The organism is Streptomyces sp. NPDC002403 (genome assembly GCF_053593015.1).
This window is the reverse complement of sequence record NZ_JBSFBQ010000005.1, coordinates 195,969-211,587: the sequence shown is the minus strand read 5'-3', so window position 1 is coordinate 211,587 and position 15,619 is coordinate 195,969. Positions and strand designations below refer to the sequence as shown.

Sequence of the window (15,619 nt, the reverse complement as noted above, 5' to 3'; positions counted from 1 at the left end):
GGCCCCCGCCGGCGCCCCGCATGCCTTCTGAACTGCGAACCGGCTAGCGGACCTTGTAGATCCGGCCCGTCTGCGCGCCCTCGACCGAGCGGACGTACGCCGTCGCCACACGGGCTGCCGGGACCGCCTCCATGCCGGAGAAGAACGGCCCGTAGGCGGGCAGGGACTCCTCGACCACCGTCGGGCTGACCGCGTTGATCCGCTGGGGCGGGAGTTCGATCGCGGCGGCCCGTACGAACGCCTCGACCGCACCGTTCGCCGCGGACGCGGCCGCTCCCGCCACGATGGGCTCCTCGGTGAGGACCCCGCTGATCAGAGTGAACGAGCCGTTCGTGGCCACGTGCCGGGCGCCCTGGCGGACCAACTCCACCTGACTCAGCGCCTTGCCGCGGAACGTCGCCGCGAAATCGTCGGCGGTCAGCTCACGCAGCGGCTTGAACACGGCGTCGCCCGCCGCGATCGCGACCGCGTCCAGCGGACCGGCTTCCGTGTACAGCCGGGACACCGCCTTTGGGTCGGTGACATCGGCCACCAGGTCTCCGCCCGTACGGCCCACGCCGATCACCTCGTGCCCGCGGGCCGCGAGCGCCCGGCGTACCGCGCCGCCGAGTGTTCCGCCCGCGCCGACCAGAAGAATCCTCACAGCACACCGTCCATCACATGTCGGGAAATCCCGGGAACCACCGGGGCATCCACGACGCTACGGATCGCGCCCGCATGCCCGGAAATGCCGTTTGGTCAGGGACTATGCTCCGTAGGCATGGATGATGTGGAACTGCGCCACCTCAGGGCTCTGAACGCGGTGGCCGAGGCGGGCACCGTCACCGCCGCGGCGGCCCGGCTTCACATGACGCAGCCCGCGCTCTCCCGCACGCTCGTCCAGTTGGAAGCACGCGTCGGTGTCCGGCTCGTCGATCGTTCCACCCGACACCTCGCCCTCACGGCCGCCGGGACGACCTTGCTCGGCCACGGGCGGGCGATCCTCGCCCACCTGGACGCGGCCCTCGCGGACACCCGGGCGGTTTCCCGCCCTCTGCGACTCGGCTACACCTGCGCGGTGCTCGGGCGGCAGACCGTCCCGCTGCTCCGGTCCTGGCGTCGTACGCACCCACACACCACGCTGGAGGTGGTCCGGCAGGACAACAGCACCGCGGGCCTCGCCACCGGGGACACCGACGTGGCGGTGGTTCGCACGGTTCCCGCGGACCCGCGCATCCGCACCGAGGCCCTCTACACGGAGGACCGGGTCGCGACCCTGCCCGACGACCACCCGCTCGCGGGCCGGGACCGGGTGCTGCTGGCCGAGCTCACCGCCGACCAGGACCTCCCGCTGGCCCTGTGGCCGGACACCGGCACCGCCTCGCCGGACCTGTGGCCCTCGGAGCAGCGCCCGGCCCGGACGGTCGAGGTCGGCAACGTGGACGAGTGGCTGAACCTCATCGCCGCCGGCGGTGCGTTCGGCCTGGGCGCGGCGGGCACGGCGGAGAGCCACGGCCACCCGGGCGTCCGCTTCGTACCGGTCTCCGACGCCCCTGCGGCCACGGTCTACCTCGCCCGCCCCGCCCACCCCACGCATCCACGGACGGAGGAGTTCCTCGCGGCGGTCCGGGCCGTGGTGAGCGGCGGCTAGCCCAGCCGACAGCGCAGATCACCCTGGCTGCCGACTCACTGGTCGTGAGCTGTGCTCCCCCTCATGAGGCGAAGGCCGCGGAGAGGATCCGGTCGACCAGGGCGAGATCATTTCCCCCGCCGTTGGTGGGGTTGAAGGAGTACACCAGGCGGCGACGCAGGTCACGGGTCGTGAACATGCCGTCGGTGTAGCCGAAGGTGCTGCCGGTCTTGCCCCATACGGTCACCCCGTTGGACAGGGTCGCGCGCATCAGTCCGGCGCTGTAGTGGGCGCGGCCGTGACCCGGGTCGTGGGCGTTGCCGTCGAGGTAGGAGACATTGGGGACGGTGAAGAGTTCCGCTTGCTCGGTCGGTGGCAGGAGTCGTCCTCGGAAGAGGGCGGTCAGGAAGCGGTCGAGGTCAGCCGTGGTGGAGATCATGCCCCCGGCGCCCGGGTTCTGTTCGGTGATGTCGACCAGTTGCGTCCCGCCGTCCGGCTGGGGCACGGCAATGTAGCCGTGGGAGTGAGGGCCCGGGATCGTGGGGTCGGTCTCCGGGGCGGTGGTGTCGCGCAGGTGCAGCGGCCGCAGGATCCGGTTGCTGATCTCCTGCTGGTAGGTGTGTCCCGTGACGTTCTCGATGAGCAGCCCGGCGACGTAGTAGCCGGTGGCTCCGTACGCCTGCATGGAGCCGGGCACGGCGAACGGCCGCTCATGCTGAACGGCCTTGGTGATCAGTTCCGCGAGCGGGTGGTCGTCGAAGCGGTGCTCGACGATGCCGTCCGGGGTGGTGGGGATGTCGTCCGGCGTCAGTTCGGGAAGGCTGCTGGTGAAGTTGAGCAGGGTGCGAACCGGGATCGGCGGGTAGCTGTCAGGCAGTACGTTCGGCAGGTACCGCTGGACGGGCTGATCGAGGTCGACGCGGTCTTCGGAGGCGAGCTGCAGCACCACGGTGGCGATGAAGGTCTTGGTGACGCTGCCGAGGCGGAACCTGCCGTCTGGAGGGACCGGCGCCCCGGTCGCGACGTCGGCGGTCCCGTACGTGCCGACCCAGTGACCGTCCGGGCCGCTCACCCGCGCAAGTACTCCTGTGACCCGGTCAGGCGCACTCGAGAGTGCCCGTTGCAGGAGCTGCGGATCCAGATCCGGCAACTGGCCACTGGCGCGCTCGACCGCCACCGTGGGCCGCTCAGCAGGAGCCGCTGCCACCGGAGGGGCCGTGCCCGGCGCCACCGCGGCAAGAACCGCGCAGGCAAGCGCCGCCACCGGTACCCGCCTGCGCCGTACCCTCGTCGTAGTTGCCTCGGTATCGGAAAGACATGGCTTGGAAGTCATGCCTGCGACGGTGCCGCACAACCGCTGTGCGACTCATCGGGGAACACCCCCGAGAGGACCCGCATTGACCCCTGAGACCGCTTCAGCTCGATTCGGTGGTCAGGGGGTGAAGCGGGCCGGTACGGGTGGGATGCTCGCGCCGATCGGGTTGGAAGACCGCTTGTGCCTAAGCCTCGGCCGGGCGGGGCGCTGAGCCGGCCAGGGGTGAGGTGTCCTCGTAGCGGACCTCGTAGACGCGCTCCGTGAACTTCCAGCCGTCGCCGGTGCGCTGGTAACGGTCGTGATAGATCGCGTGGTTCAGCCCTCCGCGGCCGTCGAGGCCGCGCCCCACCTCCGATATGTAGGCGCGGCCGGACGCGGTGTCGCCGTCGAGCCGGATCACGCCCGGGTGCGTGTTCTGCACAAGAAATTCCACGACATCCGGAACCCGCCTGCCCCAGGCGCGGATCGCCTCCCGCCCTTCGAGTTCAACGGGAATGTTGGGCATCCGCAGGACGCCGTCCGGTGTGAACAGCGAAGCGATGCGGTCGTAGTCGCGCATCATCGCACCGTCGGTGAACTCGCCGCGCAGCGCCTCGATCTCCACGCGGTCCGCGATGGTCCGAAAGTCTGTCATCGGTCTCCTCCTCGTCTCCTTGGAGCCGGTGCACGCGACATCCACTGGATGGCGCGTCCGTCCCGGCAGTACGACGGCACGGCCCTCCGGAATGTGACACGGGCCCGCTCGGGGACAGGGTTAGGCTGCGGCACGGCGTCGGAGAAAGGCGTCGACGGGCGGCCGTCGGAAGGCCGAACTCGTCCCGGAATCAACGGGATACGGCGGAGGACAGGGATGGGGGCCATGGCGGATCAGGGCAACGGGAGCGACGGGCGGCGGCGAAAGGCCGATCCGGCGGAGCTGGGGGGTGTCCTCGCGCGCTACCGGGAACGCCCGACGATGGGCAAACTCGGTCTGACCGTCATCCCGGTCGTCGCCTTCCTGCTGTTCGGCGGCATACCCGATTCCGTGCCGGGCACCGGCCACCTCATATTCGACGTGATCTGTCTCCTGCTTTTCGTCCTGGGCGTGTACGAGCTGACCGGCTCCCTCGCCTCCTGGCTGATCCTCCACGAGGACGGAATCGTCTACCGGGGCCGGCGCAAGGTGCGGTGGGCGCACCACTGGGAGGATTTCAAGGACGTCGACCTTTCTCACGAGGTCACGTACGTGGCCGGGTCCTCCCGGCCGATATCGGACAAGATCGTCGCGCGGCTGTGGACGGGGACCGGCCAGGGCGCCCGCCAACTGTCCGGCAACTACTTCCTGGCCGACATCGGCGCGGGCCTCCTGCGCACGTTCCTGCGCTCCCCGGGGAACCTGACGCCGATGTTCACGGGCATCATCGACCGCGTCGTCGAGGCGCGTGTGCGGCACGACCTGCGCGAGCTGGCCACCGAGGGCGGCACGGTGCAGTACGACCACTTCGAACTCGGCGGTACGTACCTGTACGTCAAGGGCGCCGCCGACGAGATCCCGTGGGACGAGGTCACCCGCCTGACCGTGGACGCCAACCGTGTCGCCATCACCGTTCCCCACCTGCGACGCCGCATGGAGGGCCTCGGACTCAAGGCGGACGGCCGCCGGGGGAACTACCTGGTCGGCATGGACAACACCCTGTACATCGAGGACAAGGGCCTGAGCAACTGCCGCAAGGCGATCATCTGGTCCGTCCTGTCGGACATCGCGGAGTCCATCGACACGAAGCCCCGATGACCGTGGCCAGGGGCAGGACCGAAACGGGGCGTGCGGACCGATCGACGACGCGTTCGTGGTCGTCCTGTCGGACCCGTGGCAGGCTGCGCTAGACGTGGGCGAGGAGCCGCTCCAGTGGCCTGGGTACGTGCTTGAGGTCCAGGTGTGCGACCAGCGCCTGCGCGTACAGCGCCTTGCGGCCGCTGTGCGTGCCCATGAACCGGCGCAGCTGGTGTTCCACGGGGCGTTCCCGCTGCGCGGGCTGGCCCTGGAACGTACGGTAGGGGCGCATCTCGCCCTGGGTCTCGATCACCTGCTGTACGCCCTCGGCACCCAGGGCGCGGATCAGTTCGTCCTCCAGGTCGGCCACGCACACCTGGAACCCGAGGGCCTCCAGTCCGGCGCGGGTGAGGCCGGAGCCGAGCCCGACCCGTTCCAGGTGGCGCCGGAAGTGGCGCTCCTCGCCGATGTCGCAGAGGCCCGCCAGCGGGAGGCCGAGCCCCGGCGGGCCGCAGACGTCCAGGAAGCGTCCGATGCTCATCGCGCCGCCGAGCGGTACCACCGCGACGCCCTCCGCGCCCAGGTCGCGGCCGTGGCGCGTGGCCAGGGCCTCGATCGCGACCTGGTCGCTGCTTCCCTCGACGAGCACGACCGTACGCACACCGCCGGCCAGTTCCCGCGCCTCCTCGGCTGCCGCGTCCGACTCCGCTCCGCCGGCCGCCCATGCGACCGCCGCCCGGCTGAATCGCCTCAACTCGTCCACGAGACCTCGCTTTCCGGTGCCAGCGCCATCCTGCCCGGCCGGGATCTCGTACGCACACACGTTTTCCCGGTCCATGGCGTCCCGGGGGCGCTCGGCCGGTGATTGCCCGACCGGATCACCGGGCGACAGTCCCCGGCGGGAACGAACGCGGGCCCACGCGCACCGCGCGTGGGCCCACCTCCGTCGGTTTCCGGGATCAGCTCGGCTGGTCCCCGGTGTACCGGTAGATTCCGCCTGCTGAGTTGACGTGCCATACGGTGCCGTCGGCTGCCACGCCGATGTCGACGGCGTTGCCGGGGATACCGATCCAGGGGTTGGAGTCGTAGCCGGTGTACCGGTAGAGCTGGCCCAGGGAGTTCACGCCCCAGACGTGGGTCCTGGACCCGGCCGAGATGCGGGTCAGGCCGCCGGAGACGTTGACCCAGTCCGTGGAGCCCTGGTCCCCGGTGTACCGGTAGATCGCGCCTGCTGAGTTGACGTGCCATACGGTGCCGTCGGCCGCCACGCCGATGTCGACGGCCTTGCCGGGGATACCGACCCACGGGTTGGAGTCGTGGCCCGTGTACCGGTACATCTGGCCCAGGGAGTTCACGCCCCAGACGTGGGTCCTGGACCCGACCGAGATGCGGGTCAGGCCGCCGGAGACGTTGACCCAGTCCGTGGAGCCCTGGTCCCCGGTGTACCGGTAGATCCCGCCTGCTGAGTTGACGTGCCATACGGTGCCGTCGGCCGCCACGCCGATGTCGACGGCCTTGCCGGGGATACCGACCCACGGGTTGGAGTCGTGGCCCGTGTACCGGTACATCTGGCCCAGGGAGTTCACGCCCCAGACGTGAGTCCTGGACCCGACCGAGATCGAAGTGAGACCACCGGAGACGTTCTTCCAGTCAGCCATTTTCCTGTCCCCTTACCTCGAACCTTGCGAGGGGAAGCTTGCTGCTCCGAGAGGCCACCCAAACGGACCGATATGCCGATTGGCTACAGAGATGAACCGAAAATCGCCGTTTGGCTGTCTTCGCTCCTTTGTCTGCCGGGGCAGGTGGCTTGCTCGTCTCACCGGGAGGAGGCCGAATCCGCTGTAACCCACAAGGGAACAGCAACGGCGCCCGGACTCCGGTCCGCCGGATGATCCGAACGGTGATCCGAACGAAACGACTCAGCCCAGGGTGCGGGCCCGTTCGAGGACTTCGGCCGGGGCCTTGGCCACCGAGCCGGTGTCGAAGGGGGGCTGCGGGTCGTACTCGGTGTAGAGCTGGATCGCCTGGGCGGTCACGTCGTCGGTGAGCAGGGCGGCCAGCCGGACGGCCATGTCGATGCCGGAGGAGACCCCGGCCGAGGTGATCACCCGGTCGTGCCGGACCACCCGCTCGGGGGTGTACACCGCGCCGTACGAATCCAGGCCGGCGGCCGCGTCCCAGTGGGTGGTGGCGGTCAGGCCGTTCAGCAGGCCGGCCGCGCCGAGCACCAGGGAGCCGGTGCAGACCGAGGTGGTGAAGCGGGTGCCGGTGTGGATCCCGCGCACCCAGTCGAGGAAGTCGGGGTCGTCCACCATGGTCAGGAAGCTGCCCCCGCCCGGGATCAGCAGGACGTCGCAGCGCTCCACGTCGGAGTACCTGGTCGGGACGTGCACCGGCATGGAGCCCAACACGTCCTGGACCAGGCCGGGTTCGGCTGTCACGAAGCGGACGGTGGCGCCGGGCACGTACGCGAGGATCTCGTACGGGCCGATCGCGTCGAGCGGTTCGAAGCGGTCGAAGAGCGGGATCACGATGTCCATGCCCGGCAGCCTAGCCATCACGGGGTGCGGTGACGTCCGGGGTGCTCACGCGTCGAGCCACTCCGCGACCTCGACCACGTCCCCGACGCTCACCGTGCCCTCGCAGACCACGGCGTTCTTCGCGCCGAAGCTGACCCTGTTCCCGTACTCCGGCTCGCGCCGGTACGTCGACAGGGTGCGGATCGGTTCCGGGCCCGCTCGGTGGCCGGTGGTCTGGTCGACCATGGGGACGGCGCACCGCATCGCCCGTACGGAGTGGGCGAGTTCGACCGAACCGATGGTCATCCGGCGGACCCGGTCCTCGAAGTGGGGTTCGTCGTCGCCGGTCAGGACGATGTTGGGGCGGAAGCGGTTCATGGGGACGGGCTTCGCGTCGCCCCGGGCGGTGATGCGGGCGTTGAGGTCGTCCAGGGAGGCCGTCGAGGCGACCAGCACCGCGTGCGCGTCGGCGAAGTTGACCTTGCCCGGGGTGTCGCCCCAGCCGTCCCGGTCGAAGCCGGGAGCCACCCGTACCAGACGGGACTTCACGCCGAGAGCCTCGGAGAACCACTCCGCGACCGCGTCCCCCTGGTCGACGGCCGGGCCGAGCGGGCGGTCGAACATGCTGACGTCGAGGCGCGGGCCGTGCGGGTCGATGTCGAGGCGGAGCGGTTCGACGTCGGCGGACTTCAGGGTCAACGACGCGCCCGCGTCCAGGACTTCGACGCTGATCGCGGCCATCGCGGGGTGCGTGCGCTGGCTGCGGAAGGCGCCGTCCGCCGCGTCCACCACCATGAACGTACGGTCGTGTTCGAGGCCGGTGCCGAAGACCTGCGCGGAGCCGACCGTGGTCCCGGCGCAGCCCTTGACCGGGTAGTAGGCCAGTTCGCGGACGGTGATCGTCATGCTGTCCCCTCCGGGGCAGCCGCTTCGAGGGCGTCGACGCTGCCCGACATGATGGTGCGGATGTGGCGGGTGAGGTGGTCGGCGGGCCAGTCCCACCAGGCGACGGCGAGGAGCCGGGCGACGGTCTCCTCGTCGTACCGGGTGCGGATCGGCTTGGCCGGGTTGCCGCCGACGATGCCGTAGTCGGGTACGTCGGAGGTGACGACGGAACCGGCGCCGATGATCGCACCGTGCCCGATCCGTACGCCCGGCATCACCGTGGAGCCGTAGCCGAACCAGACGTCGTTGCCCACGACCGTGTCGCCCCGGCCCGGCAGGCCGGTCAGCAGGTCGAAGTGGTCGGCCCAGGAGCCGCCCATGGTGGGGAACGGGAAGGTGGACGGGCCGTCCATGCGGTGGTTGGCGCCGTTCATGATGAACCGCACCCCGGTCCCGAGCGCGCAGAACTTCCCTATGACGAGCTTCTCCGGGCCGTAGTGGTACAGCACGTTGCGGGTCTCGAACGCGGTCGCGTCATCGGGGTCGTCGTAGTACGTGAAGTCCCCGACCTCGATCAGTTCGGACTTCACCAGGGGCTTCAGCAGGACGACCCGGGGCTGCCCCGGCATCGGGTGCAGGACGGTCGGGTCGGCGGGGGCCGGGCTCGTGGCGTTCATGGCGCTCATCATCGCATTGACCCCGGGTGGGGTAAGTTCTCTTTGGGAACTCACAACGGATCGAGAGGAACATGCCGTGACGCTGGCGCAATGGACCGAGGTCGACGACTACTTCAACGGTCTGCTGGTGGGCCCGGACGAAGCCCTGGACGCGGCCGTGGAGGCCAGTGACGGGGCCGGGCTCCCGGCGATCCAGGTCGCCGCCAACCAGGGCAAGCTGCTGAACCTGCTGGCCAGGCTCCAGGGCGCGCGCACCGTGCTGGAGATCGGCACCCTGGGCGGCTACAGCACCATCTGGCTGGCCCGCGCGCTGCCGGAGGGCGGCAAGGTCGTCACGCTGGAGGCCGATCCGGCGTACGCGGAGGTCGCGCGGGCCAACATCGAGCGGGCCGGGCTCGCGGACGTCGTCGAGATCCGGGTCGGCCGCGCCCTCGACACACTGCCGGAGCTGGCGGCGCAGGGGTACGGGCCGTTCGACGTCGTGTTCATCGACGCCGACAAGCCGAGCAACCCCGACTACCTGGCCTGGTCCCTGAAGCTGACCCGGCCCGGCAGCCTGATCGTCGCCGACAACGTCGTGCGCGACGGAGAGGTGGTCGACGGTGCCAGCGAGGACCCGAAGGTGCAGGGGGTGCGCCGGTTCACCGAACTCGTCGCGGCCGAGCCGACGCTGACCGCGACCGCGCTGCAGACCGTCGGGAGCAAGGGGTACGACGGGCTGATGATGGCACTGGTCACCGGCTGACATCCGCCGTCATCGGCCGGGATGCTCGCGCGGAGCGGTGCCGGGCCGGCGGGGGACGCGGCCCCGTACGCGCAACGTGACGGATGGGCCGCCGCCCGTCACGCCGGGCGAGGGGTCCCTCATCCCGCCCGTCCGGTGCCCTCCTCCTCCGGACCGGGCAGCCGCCATGCGTAGGGGAAGAGGTCCCCGCCCCATCGGGACGGGTCTCCCAGCCGGTCCGCGGCGTCCGGGGATCTCAGGAGGCAGCGGTGGCGCAGGAGTTCGCGCCGTTCGGCCGGGGTCAGCAGCTGTTCGTCGTCGCCGAGATGCGCCGGGTCGTCGATATCCGTGGACTCGGCCACATTGAGACGCGTGGATGCCGGTGTCCGGTAGTCGAGGCGGAGACCGGTCCTCCACTGCGAGTTGCTGCCCCAGCCCTGGGACAGGTCGACGGTCGGGCGGTACCGGCGCAGGTACGTCCAGTACAGCGGGGAGCAGTCGGCGACGCCGTGCCGGGCGTGGTGGGCCCCGGCCCGGACCCGGACCCCGGCCCTGCTGAAGAGCAGCCGGCCGAGCATCAGCCCCGGCCACACCACTTGCGAGATCCGGATCGGCTCGTCCGGATCCTCGCTCTGCTCCACCTCGACGATCTCGTGGCGGAACGGGTCGAAGACGGTGTCGTCGAACGGGCTCATGCCCAGGGCGGTGAACAACTCCAGGTACTCGGTGCGGGAGACCACCGGCCATCGGTCGTACGTGCTGAGCGCGCGGGCCCACGGCCGGGTTCCGTCCGGGTCCGGCGCGGGCTGGAAGTGGTGGAGCAGGGCGTCGCTGACGCGGCTGAGGGCGTAGAGCTCGTGGGGGAGGTACAGGTCCTGCCGCTCGGGCACCCCCTTGCCGGTGCGCCAGACGCCGTCGGTGGAGGCGTGCGCGATCGCCTCGCGGTAGCTCCGTCCGGCCTTTGCCAGCCAGGGTACGACCACCTGGCCGAAGACGTCCGGCCCTTCGTGGTCGACCAGGGCGCCGAAGAGCTCGCGGGCATCGGCCTCGTCCTCGTACATGCGCAGAGCGTAGGAGCCGGAGGTGGACCGGTCGACGGGATTTCCCTCGACGTCCCGACCGAGTGCGCGGGCAGTCCGAAGCACGCCCCGGACGGGCCGGGAGCCGGCGTTCTCGTACCGGCCGAAATGGTGGAAAGCCTCCAAGGAGCGGTGAACATTGCTGTCGCCGACGAGGTGACCACTCGTGCTCGTACGGTCGCAGACTTGCAGGGCGCGGTGCATGCCCTTGCGGTCGCCGCTTCCTCGTCCGTGACGAACCGAAGGATCCGAGCACGTGAGCGAACGCGTCATCGCCCCCAAGAACCGCGGCTTCCTCTTCCTCGACTCCCACCCGGCCGGGTGCGAGCGCCTGGTGGAGGACATGTGGCAGGCCGTCCCCGCGGCTCACCCCGTGCCCGGCCGGGCACCCGTGGCGCTGATCATCGGCTCCTCCGCCGGGTACGGGCTGGCCGCGACGATCGCAGGTCTCGCCCGGGCCGGGATCCGTGGGATCGGGGTCTGCTTCGAGAAAGCACCCGGGCGGCGCACGGGTACGGCCGGTTGGTACCGCACGGCCGCGACCGCCGAACTCGCCCGCCGGCACGGTCACGACATGGTGTTCCTCAACGGAGACGCGTTCTCCGACGAGATGAAGAACCAGGTCGCGCGGGTGCTGGAGGAGCGCTTCGGCGGCCGTCTGGACTACCTGATCTACTCGGTGGCCGCCCCGCGCCGTACGGACCCCGACACCGGGACCACCTACGCGTCCGTCCTCAAGCCCATCGGTGAGGCGCACAGCACCAAGACCCTCGTCTTCGACGACGGTGGCACCGGCGAGGTGCGGGAGGTCGGGACGCAGCCGGCCGACGGCGACGACATCGAGCAGACCGTCGCCGTCATGGGCGGAACCGACTGGGAACGGTGGATCGACCACCTCGCCGACCGTGAGCTGCTCGCCGACGGATTCACCACCGCCGCCCTCTCCTACATCGGCTCCGCACTGACGGCCGCGATCTACCGGCAGGGCACCATCGGCGCTGCCAAGTCCCACCTCGAACGGACTGCCCGCACCCTCGACGAGCGGCTCGGCAAGCTGGTCGACGGGCGCGCGGTCACCTCGGTCAATGCGGCAGCCGTCACCCAGTCCTCGACCGCGATCCCCGGCATCGCCCTGTACGTCGGGCTGCTCCGTGGCGTCCTCGGCCGTGCCATGGTCCCGCCGATCGGGCAGCTCACCGACCTGTGGGACCAGCTCACCGGAGTCCGCCCGCTCGACCTCGACGACGAAGGACGGGTGCGCCTGGACACCTGGGAACTCGCCCCTGCCGTCCAGACGGCCGTCACCGAGCGGTGGAAGGCCGCCACCACCGAGAACATCACCGGACTCGCCGACCTCGACTGGTTCCACGCCGAAGTGCAGCGCCTGTACGGATTCGCCGTGCCCGGCATCGACTACGCCGCACCGGTCGAGACCGACGTCCCCTGGCCGGAAACCGCCGCTTCCTGAGGCGGTCCGGTCCGGGCTCCGGGAAATTCCTTCGACACGGGCAGCGGATCCGTCCATGATCGGGCGCATGAGTTTGCGTGTGAGTGACCCGGTTCGCACCGGTACGGAACAGCTCCCGGGAGGGCGGCTGCTGGGCTGGGCCGAGTGGGGGCCGGGGGACGGGGTGCCGGTGCTGTTCTCGCCCGGTGCGGCCACCAGCAGGCATCTCGGCTTCGGTGCCGATGCGCTGGACGGGCTCGGGGTGCGGCTGATCTCCGTGGACCGCCCCGGTCTGGGGGCCTCCTCGCCCGCGCCGGGGCGTACGTTCGGTGACTTCGTCGACGACGTCCGCGCCTTCGCCGGTCTGCGTGGCCTGGGACGGCCCCTGATGGTCGGCAACTCGCAGGGGGCGCCGTTCGCGCTGGCGTGTGCCGCTGCCGGGGCGGTCCGGGCGCTCGCGGTGGTCTCCGGTGCGGACGAGGTCGCCGAGCCGGGTTTCGCCGACGTGCTTCCGGAGGAGTTGCGGCGGCTGGTCGGTCTGGCCGTGTCGGACCCGGTCGCCGCGGAGCGGGTGTTCGGCGGGTTCTCCGCGCAGGGGATGTGGGACATGGTCATGTCCGGCAGTTCGGAGTGCGACCTCGATGTGTACCGGCAGCCCGAGTTCGCCGCCGCGTACCGGCGTGCTCTCGACGAGGCCTTCGCGCAGGGGGCGGCCGGGTATGCCCGGGACACCGTGCTGGCCATGGGGCGTTGGGGGATCGGGCTGTCGGACATCGCCGTGCCCGTCGACCTCTGGTACGGGGGGAAGGACACCGGGCACTCGCCCGACCAGGGGGGCCGGCTGGCCTCGCGCATTCCGGGTGCGGTCCGGCATCTGGTGCCGGAGGCCGGCGGGGCGGTGCTGTGGACCCATGCGGAGCAGGTGCTGAGCACGCTGCTGGGGCGCGTCGCGGCCCCCTGATTCCTCGGACATGAACAGAAGGGCCCTCGCCTGTCACGTCCAGGCGAGGGCCCTTCCTTCATCCGCCTGCCCGGTGAAGGTTGAGAAGACGATCACGAGGCAGGACGTATGTGCGCCTCCCGGTCAGGGGGCGAGCAGCAGCACGTCGGCGCGCTCCTTGGCGGCCGCGTAACGCTTCGCCACGTCCTGCCAGTTGACGACGGCCCACATCGCGTCGATGAAGTCGACCTTCTGGTTCTTGTACTGGAGGTAGAAGGCGTGCTCCCAGGCGTCGAAGACCAGGATCGGGACGGAGCCCTGGCCGACATTGCCCTGGTGGTCGTAGACCTGCTCGACGATCAGCTTGCCGCTGACCGGCTCGTACGCCAGGACGCCCCAGCCGGAGCCCTGCGTGGTGGCCGCGGCCTTCGTCAGCTGGGCCTTGAAACCGGCGAAGGAGCCGAACGACTCGGCGATCGCGTCCGCCAGGTCACCGACACCGTCCGCCGCGAGCGGCTCGCCGCCGCCGTCGCCGGTCATGTTGTGCCAGTAGATCGAGTGCAGGATGTGGCCGGAGAGGTGGAACGCGAGGCTCTTCTGGAGCCCGTTGATCGCTCCCCATGCCTCCTTGTCGCGCGCCTCCGCCAGCTGCTCCAGGGTGTCGTTCGCACCCTTCACGTAGGCGGCGTGGTGCTTGTCGTGGTGGAGCTCGATGATCTGCGGATTGATGACCGGTTCGAGCGCCGCGTAGTCGTACGGGAGTTCCGGGAGCGTGTACGTGGCCATGTGGTCGAACCCTCCAGCTGCTGTCCTGTTGTTATTGCAACCTCTATGCAGGAGCAGGCTAACAGCAGGAAGGGTGCGGAGGTGATCAGCCCTTTGACCTAGGACGTGTCTCCGGACCGGCGGCGTGCCCGCCGTCTCCTCGGCGCAGCCGCAGCTGCTCACCGCCCGGCTCGCCCACGGGAACCAGTCGTTCGGGCATGTCTACCTCTACGCCGGGGTCTCGCCCTGGCTGTACATGGCGGTGGACGCCGACGGGCACTCCGGCACCGTCCACTGCCTGGTCCAGCGGGCCGACGGCACCACCGCCGAGGCCGGTTCCCTCATGCTCGACCAGGACGGCTACGGCTCCTGGGGCGGGCCCTACCCGCCCGGCACGTCGCCGGTCACCGGCGTACGCCTGACCGACGCGCACGGCACCGTGCTCGCGACCGCCTCCTTCGGCCCGGCCCGCCTCTGAGCTCAGGCCCGTGCGCGCGTGCGGGCCTCGGTGAGCCGGTTCAGGTGATCCTCGTAGGCCTTCGCGTAGTACGCCGCCCGCGCCGGGTCCGGTTCGACGACCGCGGTCGGGGCCGTCCACGCGGGCTCGTCCAGCTCCGTGCCGAAGCGCCGGGCCGCAGCCAGCACCGCGCCGCGCGCGCCGACCTCGCCCTCCACGATCCGGACCGGCCGGCCCAGCACATCGGCGAACAGCCGCATCCAGGCGGGGGAGCGGGTGCCGCCGCCGCACAGGGCGAGGGTGCCGGTGAGGCCCGCGGCCTCCAGGCAGTGCCTCGCGGCGAAGCCGATGCCCTCGCAGACGGCGCGGATCAGGTCGGCGGGGGTCGTCTCCAGGGAGACGCCGGTGAACTCGGCGCGCAGCCTCGGCTCGACGAACGGGGCGCGTTCGCCGGACGGGGCGAAGTAGGGGAGCACCCGGACCCCGTTCGCGCCGGGCGCGGTGGCGGCGAGCAGTGCGTCGACCTCCGCGTGGCGCACGCCGGTGGTGGTCAGGACCCAGTCCAGGGCCGCGGTGCCGACCATCGCGGGCATGGCGCGCAGCCAGTGGCCGGGACGGTCGGTGGAGATGTGCAGCCCGGCCGGTTCGCCGTCCAGGCCGAGCCGTTCGGTGGCCACCAGCGCGGCCAGACAGGTGCCGACGATCAGCAGTCCGTCGCCGGGACGGGTGACGCCCGCGCCGAGCGCGCTGGCCGGCAGGTCGTACGGGCCGTTGGAGATCCGTAACCCGGAGGGGAGCACCCCCGTGGCGACCGGGTCGCTGACCGGGGCGAGGAGCGGGGCCCGGTGGGCGAGGCCGAGCGCGGCCACGACATCGGGGGCGTACGCACGGGTCAGCGGGTCCAGGAACGGCATCGACGCGTCGGAGACATCGGTGGCCCGGACCCCGGTGAGCCGCTGGAACACCATGTCCTTGCAGTACAGGGCGGTCGTCGCTCCGTCGAGCGCGGCGGGTTCGTGGCGGTCGAGCCAGGCCAGCACCGGGCCCGGGCAGCCCGGGAACATCGCGCTGCCGGTGCGCCGGTAGACGGTCTCGAAGACGCCGGACGCCAGCCAGGCGTCGACCAGTTCATGGGCCCGGCCGTCCATCCAGGAGATCGCCTTGCGGACCGGCCGGCCCGCCGCGTCGACCAGCCAGACGCCGTCGCCCTGGCCGGTGAGTCCGGCGAACGCGACCCCGTCGGAGCCGAGCGCGTCCAGCACCTCGCGGACCGCCCCGTACACCTCGTCCATGTCCTGCTCCACGGAGCCGTCGTGGATCGCCAGCCCCACCGGGCGGGATTCGACGGCCAGTGTGCGGCCGCCCGGGTCGAAGGCGGCGGCCTTCACCACGGACGTACCGACGTCGACACCGATGTATCTCGTCGTGCCTGCGTTCATCGTCACGGCTCCC

General features: G+C 70.8%; 17 protein-coding genes. 6 read left to right on the top strand and 11 right to left on the bottom strand.

Translation table 11 applies throughout. From position 1 onward, the window contains the following. Positions 1-43: 43 nt before the first annotated feature. Complete coding sequence (locus ACWCPY_RS08905; protein WP_451263651.1) at positions 44-643, bottom strand: short chain dehydrogenase; 600 nt, start codon at positions 641-643, stop codon at positions 44-46. A 117-nt stretch (positions 644-760) separates the two neighbouring features. Here ACWCPY_RS08905 and ACWCPY_RS08900 point away from each other — a divergent pair, with 117 nt between their 5' ends. Next, positions 761-1,630, top strand: coding sequence for a LysR family transcriptional regulator (locus ACWCPY_RS08900; protein ID WP_451263650.1), 870 nt, complete (start codon positions 761-763; stop codon positions 1,628-1,630). 61 nt (positions 1,631-1,691) lie between these two features. Here the strand turns inward: ACWCPY_RS08900 and ACWCPY_RS08895 are convergent, their stop codons facing one another. Next, a complete protein-coding gene (locus tag ACWCPY_RS08895) occupies positions 1,692-2,786 on the bottom strand; it encodes a serine hydrolase domain-containing protein (RefSeq protein ID WP_451263727.1) in 1,095 nt (364 codons plus the stop codon). 322 nt (positions 2,787-3,108) lie between these two features. Next, positions 3,109-3,558, bottom strand: a complete 450-nt coding sequence (locus ACWCPY_RS08890) for a nuclear transport factor 2 family protein (RefSeq protein WP_451263649.1) — start codon at positions 3,556-3,558, stop codon at positions 3,109-3,111. A 225-nt stretch (positions 3,559-3,783) separates the two neighbouring features. Here ACWCPY_RS08890 and ACWCPY_RS08885 point away from each other — a divergent pair, with 225 nt between their 5' ends. Next, the gene (locus ACWCPY_RS08885; RefSeq protein WP_451263648.1) at positions 3,784-4,695 is read left to right on the top strand and encodes a hypothetical protein; all 912 of its coding nucleotides are present in this window, start codon (positions 3,784-3,786) and stop codon (positions 4,693-4,695) included. Between the two features lie 88 nt (positions 4,696-4,783). On the opposite strand, the gene ACWCPY_RS08880 is transcribed toward ACWCPY_RS08885, so the two are convergent. The 5 genes from ACWCPY_RS08880 to ACWCPY_RS08860 all read right to left on the bottom strand — a co-directional run bounded on the left by ACWCPY_RS08880 (position 4,784) and on the right by ACWCPY_RS08860 (position 8,755). Further along, on the bottom strand, positions 4,784-5,437 hold the full coding sequence (locus ACWCPY_RS08880; RefSeq protein ID WP_451263647.1) for a TOPRIM nucleotidyl transferase/hydrolase domain-containing protein: 654 nt from the start codon (positions 5,435-5,437) through the stop codon (positions 4,784-4,786). 196 nt (positions 5,438-5,633) lie between these two features. After that, the gene (locus ACWCPY_RS08875; protein WP_451263646.1) at positions 5,634-6,332 is read right to left on the bottom strand and encodes a tectonin domain-containing protein; all 699 of its coding nucleotides are present in this window, start codon (positions 6,330-6,332) and stop codon (positions 5,634-5,636) included. 261 nt (positions 6,333-6,593) lie between these two features. Next, on the bottom strand, positions 6,594-7,214 hold the full coding sequence (locus ACWCPY_RS08870; RefSeq protein WP_451263645.1) for a DJ-1/PfpI family protein: 621 nt from the start codon (positions 7,212-7,214) through the stop codon (positions 6,594-6,596). Between the two features lie 45 nt (positions 7,215-7,259). Beyond that, positions 7,260-8,099 carry an MOSC domain-containing protein gene (locus ACWCPY_RS08865; protein ID WP_451263644.1) on the bottom strand — a complete coding sequence of 280 codons (840 nt, stop codon included), beginning with the start codon at positions 8,097-8,099 and terminating at the stop codon, positions 7,260-7,262. Then, positions 8,096-8,755, bottom strand: coding sequence for a CatB-related O-acetyltransferase (locus ACWCPY_RS08860; RefSeq protein WP_451263643.1), 660 nt, complete (start codon positions 8,753-8,755; stop codon positions 8,096-8,098). Before ACWCPY_RS08860 ends, ACWCPY_RS08865 begins: the two co-directional genes overlap by 4 nt. A 76-nt stretch (positions 8,756-8,831) precedes the next feature. Between ACWCPY_RS08860 and ACWCPY_RS08855 the strand changes: the two genes are divergently transcribed. After that, positions 8,832-9,500 carry an O-methyltransferase gene (locus ACWCPY_RS08855; protein WP_451263642.1) on the top strand — a complete coding sequence of 223 codons (669 nt, stop codon included), beginning with the start codon at positions 8,832-8,834 and terminating at the stop codon, positions 9,498-9,500. A gap of 119 nt (positions 9,501-9,619) precedes the next feature. Here ACWCPY_RS08855 and ACWCPY_RS08850 read toward each other — a convergent pair whose 3' ends face one another. Beyond that, a complete protein-coding gene (locus ACWCPY_RS08850) occupies positions 9,620-10,540 on the bottom strand; it encodes a hypothetical protein (RefSeq protein WP_451263641.1) in 921 nt (306 codons plus the stop codon). 274 nt (positions 10,541-10,814) lie between these two features. Here ACWCPY_RS08850 and fabV point away from each other — a divergent pair, with 274 nt between their 5' ends. After that, complete coding sequence (gene fabV / locus ACWCPY_RS08845; protein ID WP_451263640.1) at positions 10,815-12,026, top strand: enoyl-[acyl-carrier-protein] reductase FabV; 1,212 nt, start codon at positions 10,815-10,817, stop codon at positions 12,024-12,026. A 67-nt stretch (positions 12,027-12,093) separates the two neighbouring features. After that, on the top strand, positions 12,094-12,966 hold the full coding sequence (locus ACWCPY_RS08840) for an alpha/beta fold hydrolase (RefSeq protein ID WP_451263639.1): 873 nt from the start codon (positions 12,094-12,096) through the stop codon (positions 12,964-12,966). 123 nt (positions 12,967-13,089) lie between these two features. Here the strand turns inward: ACWCPY_RS08840 and ACWCPY_RS08835 are convergent, their stop codons facing one another. Next, complete coding sequence (locus tag ACWCPY_RS08835; RefSeq protein ID WP_451263638.1) at positions 13,090-13,731, bottom strand: superoxide dismutase; 642 nt, start codon at positions 13,729-13,731, stop codon at positions 13,090-13,092. 124 nt (positions 13,732-13,855) lie between these two features. Here ACWCPY_RS08835 and ACWCPY_RS08830 point away from each other — a divergent pair, with 124 nt between their 5' ends. Then, positions 13,856-14,188, top strand: a complete 333-nt coding sequence (locus ACWCPY_RS08830; protein WP_451263637.1) for a hypothetical protein — start codon at positions 13,856-13,858, stop codon at positions 14,186-14,188. Positions 14,189-14,190: 2 nt separating this feature from the next. Here the strand turns inward: ACWCPY_RS08830 and ACWCPY_RS08825 are convergent, their stop codons facing one another. After that, a complete protein-coding gene (locus ACWCPY_RS08825) occupies positions 14,191-15,606 on the bottom strand; it encodes an FGGY family carbohydrate kinase (protein WP_451263636.1) in 1,416 nt (471 codons plus the stop codon). Between the last annotated feature and the right edge of the window lie 13 nt (positions 15,607-15,619).